Genomic DNA, 3,168 nt, shown 5'->3' on the forward strand with positions numbered 1-3,168 from the left:
TCAACTCGAGGTGCTTGTCGGGCACGTCGAGGTCGAGCGGGTCGCCGTCACGAGGCTGCCCCCGGTCGGGTGTCGCGTCGTAGCGGGTCATCGTTCGGCTCGTGTGTCGCGGCCGGTCACAGGGCCACAGCCGGGTTGTTCCGGGCCGCCGGCGGCGGGCCGCTGTCGGGGGTGTCGTTGGTCGGCGTGTCGGCTGCTGACGTCTGGTCGATGGTGGCGGTTCGGCGGGTGCGCTCGACGATGTAGGAGGTCCGGGCGGTGTCATGGCCGAGCTTGGTGGCGATGAACTCCTCGCCCTGTCGGGTCTGCCCATCGACCTCGTGCTCATAGGTGCGGACGTAGCCCTCGGCGACGAACGTGTCGCCTTTGGCGAAGGCGGCGTAGGCCCGTTCGGCCGTGCGCCGGTAGATGACGAGGTCGTGGAAGGTGGAGTCGAGCTTGGTGAACGACCCGTCGTCGTTGCGGCGGTAGTGCTCTTGGCCGACCTTGGCGTAGAACCGCGCGTCGCCCCCGGTGGTGAACGTCAGCTGCGGGTCGGAGGCGATGAACCCGGTCACAGACTGGCGGGTGCGGATAGCCATCAGGTGTTCCTTCGGTCACGGACAACCCGGACGGGAGTTGCTACGAGGAAGGTGCGACTCCGCTGCCCCAACGGGTCTCGATGGCCGATGCACGGCCAGGTATGCGAGGATCGGCGGCGTGGCCGGAACCTCAGCGATCACCCCACCGTCGCCATCGACCTCGTTCCGACCGTGCAGTTGACGAGCCGACCGCTCAGCACAGGCCCGACGAGTGCGACCAGCGCGTAGTTCTGGGCTACTGCCCATCTCGAATCAGTCACATGCACGCGATGATTCGGCACGGGCTCCGCTAGTTCTTCGAGGTCATGTCGGTTGCCTGTCGATCAGCGACTCCACCCGTTCGAGAACGGCCACGATGTGCCCGCTCTCGAAGGGACGCAGCAGGTGGCCCTCGGTGAATCGATCGGCCCGCAGGTGGACGGCAAAGGAGCATCCGGCACTCCTCGAGCGACGCCTCGGCGAGACGCTGAGGGTCCTCCCACAGCTCCGTACCTCGCTCATGGATTCAGGTGCCCAGTCGAGAACGACGACACCACGTGCAGGTCGTCGAGTAGGCTCGCCGCATGTTGCGTCCACGAAGCTGGATCGAGCCAGCGGGTGAGAGTCCCGTCTGGGTAGGTACCGGAGCGCCCAGTAGCAGGCCCCAGTCTGTCATCGAGAGGTGGCAGGCCGAGCGGGGTGTCAAGAGCCTCTTTGGAGGGAGCAAGCGCGTGGGCTGCGTCCTGCAGCCTCGTCAGATGGACAATCAGGGAGCCGAGCCGCTCATGTCACGGCGAAGGCCATGTCTGCCAGGCCCTGTTCCGGGGTCAGCCTGGCGGGTCCCTGCGGGGTACGGGGAGTTGCACGCGCGCACGGTTCGGTTCGGAAGTGGAGAGGCCCGTCTGCCTGGCCTACGTCGGGCGAAGACCGTTGCGATAAGCCGATGGTGAAACGTGACGGAGGGCAGCGGGAGTCCGACGGGGTCGTAGTACCGATGAGCGGCGTGCAGACAAACGCGCCAGGAGGGAAGGGCCCCGACTTTGGTCACGCGAGCGGAGCAGGTACGCGCAAGGGCATGACCGGGACCGCCCGGTCCAACCACCCCGGCAGGCCATCGCCTGTCGTAGACCTGGGCGGCTTGCCGCCGGCGAAGTCGAACGTGCAACGACTGCAACGCAAGCTATGGGCTGCGGCCAAGCAGTCCCCGGAGCGGCGTTTCCACGCCCTGTACGACCGCATCCACAGAGGTGACGTGCTGTGGGAGGCGTGGAAGCGGGTCCGGACCAACCGAGGCGCTGCCGGCGTCGATAAGCAGACGTTGGCGGAGGTCGAGGCCTATGGCGTCCAGCAGCTGCTGGACGAGTTGGCCGACGACTTGAAGCAAGGCCGTTACCGTCCCGCGCCGGCCAGGCGTGTGGATATCCCCAAACCGCAAGGCGGCGTACGGCCGCTTGGCATCCCCACTGTCCGTGACCGGGTGGTCCAGCAGGCCGCCAAGCTGGTGTTGGAACCCATCTTCGAGGCCGACTTCAAGCCGTCCTCGTTCGGGTACCGACCCAAACGCTCGGCGACCGACGCGTTGGAGACCATCCGTACCGCGTTCCCCAAGGGGAACCGGTGGGCTGCGGAGGCCGACATCGCAAGCTTCTTCGACTCCATCGACCACGCTGTGGTCATGGAGCTCGTCGGGCGGCGGGTGTCGGACCGGCGGACGCTCAAGCTGCTGCGCCTGTGGCTCCAAGCTGGGGTGATGGTCGACGGGCAGTTCCAGGAGACGGTCTCTGGAACTCCACAGGGTGGGGTCATTTCCCCGCTGTTGGCCAACATCGTGCTGCACGAACTCGACCGGCGCTGGCATCCACGCGACGGAGTGCTCGTCCGTTACGCGGACGACTTCGTGGTGATGTGCCGCAACCAGGCGCAGGCTGAGGGTGCGCTCGGCAAGGCCAGGGACATCCTGGCCGGGCTCGGGCTGGAGCTACATCCGGACAAGACGAAAGTTGTTGACCTACGGGAAGGCAGGGAAGGGTTCGACTTCCTGGGCTGTCACTTCCACGCCCGCGTGTCGGGTCGGCTGCTGGAGCGCGGCATCCGCCGCTACTACCTGCACCGCTGGCCGTCACAACGGTCGATGAAGCGGGCACGTGCCAGGATCAGAGCCCTGACCGGCCGTAACCGTATCCACGCAGATCTTCGGGACACGATCGCGTTGATCAACCCGATCCTGCGCGGGTGGGGCAACTACTTTCGCACCGGGAACGCCGCCCGCAAGTTCAACCAACTCGACGAGTACGTGTGGCGGCGGCTGCGACGGTTGCTGGTCAACCGTTACGGCCGCAACCTGCACGCCGGTCGAGCTGACGCTTGGACTCGCGACTGGTTCGTGGAGGAACACGGTCTGCATCGCCTACGAGGAACCGTCCGCTACCCGGGAGCTGCGTAACCATGCCAAGAAGACCATCGGTCAGCCGTATGCGGGAAAACCGCACGTACGGATGGAAAGGGGAAAGCGGAACCGGGTCTGCCTTGCAGACACCGCGCCGCTGACTACCAATGGCTTATTCATACAAATCGGGTGATCGCGACCAGCAGTTCTTGCTGCCGCCGA

2 protein-coding genes are annotated in these 3,168 nt (G+C 66.0%); one reads left to right on the top strand and one right to left on the bottom strand.

The window, feature by feature from the left end; genetic code table 11:
* Positions 1 to 116 precede the first annotated feature (116 nt).
* Positions 117 to 581, bottom strand: a complete 465-nt coding sequence (locus WEE69_07140; GenBank protein ID MEX1145063.1) for a single-stranded DNA-binding protein — start codon at positions 579 to 581, stop codon at positions 117 to 119.
* Between the two features lie 1,138 nt (positions 582 to 1,719).
* On the opposite strand from WEE69_07140, the gene ltrA reads away from it, so the two are divergent.
* Positions 1,720 to 3,003 (top strand): group II intron reverse transcriptase/maturase, encoded by a 1,284-nt coding sequence (ltrA, locus tag WEE69_07145; GenBank protein MEX1145064.1) that lies wholly within the window; start codon positions 1,720 to 1,722, stop codon positions 3,001 to 3,003.
* The last annotated feature ends 165 nt before the right edge of the window (positions 3,004 to 3,168 follow it).

Source organism: Acidimicrobiia bacterium (assembly GCA_040881685.1).
Classification (GTDB): domain Bacteria; phylum Actinomycetota; class Acidimicrobiia; order IMCC26256; family PALSA-555; genus SHVJ01.

Excerpts from the sequence above, each read along its gene's own strand:
- WEE69_07140 (MEX1145063.1), bottom strand. The coding sequence starts at position 581 with ATGGCTATCCGCACCCGCCAGTCTGTGACCGGGTTCATCGCCTCCGAC.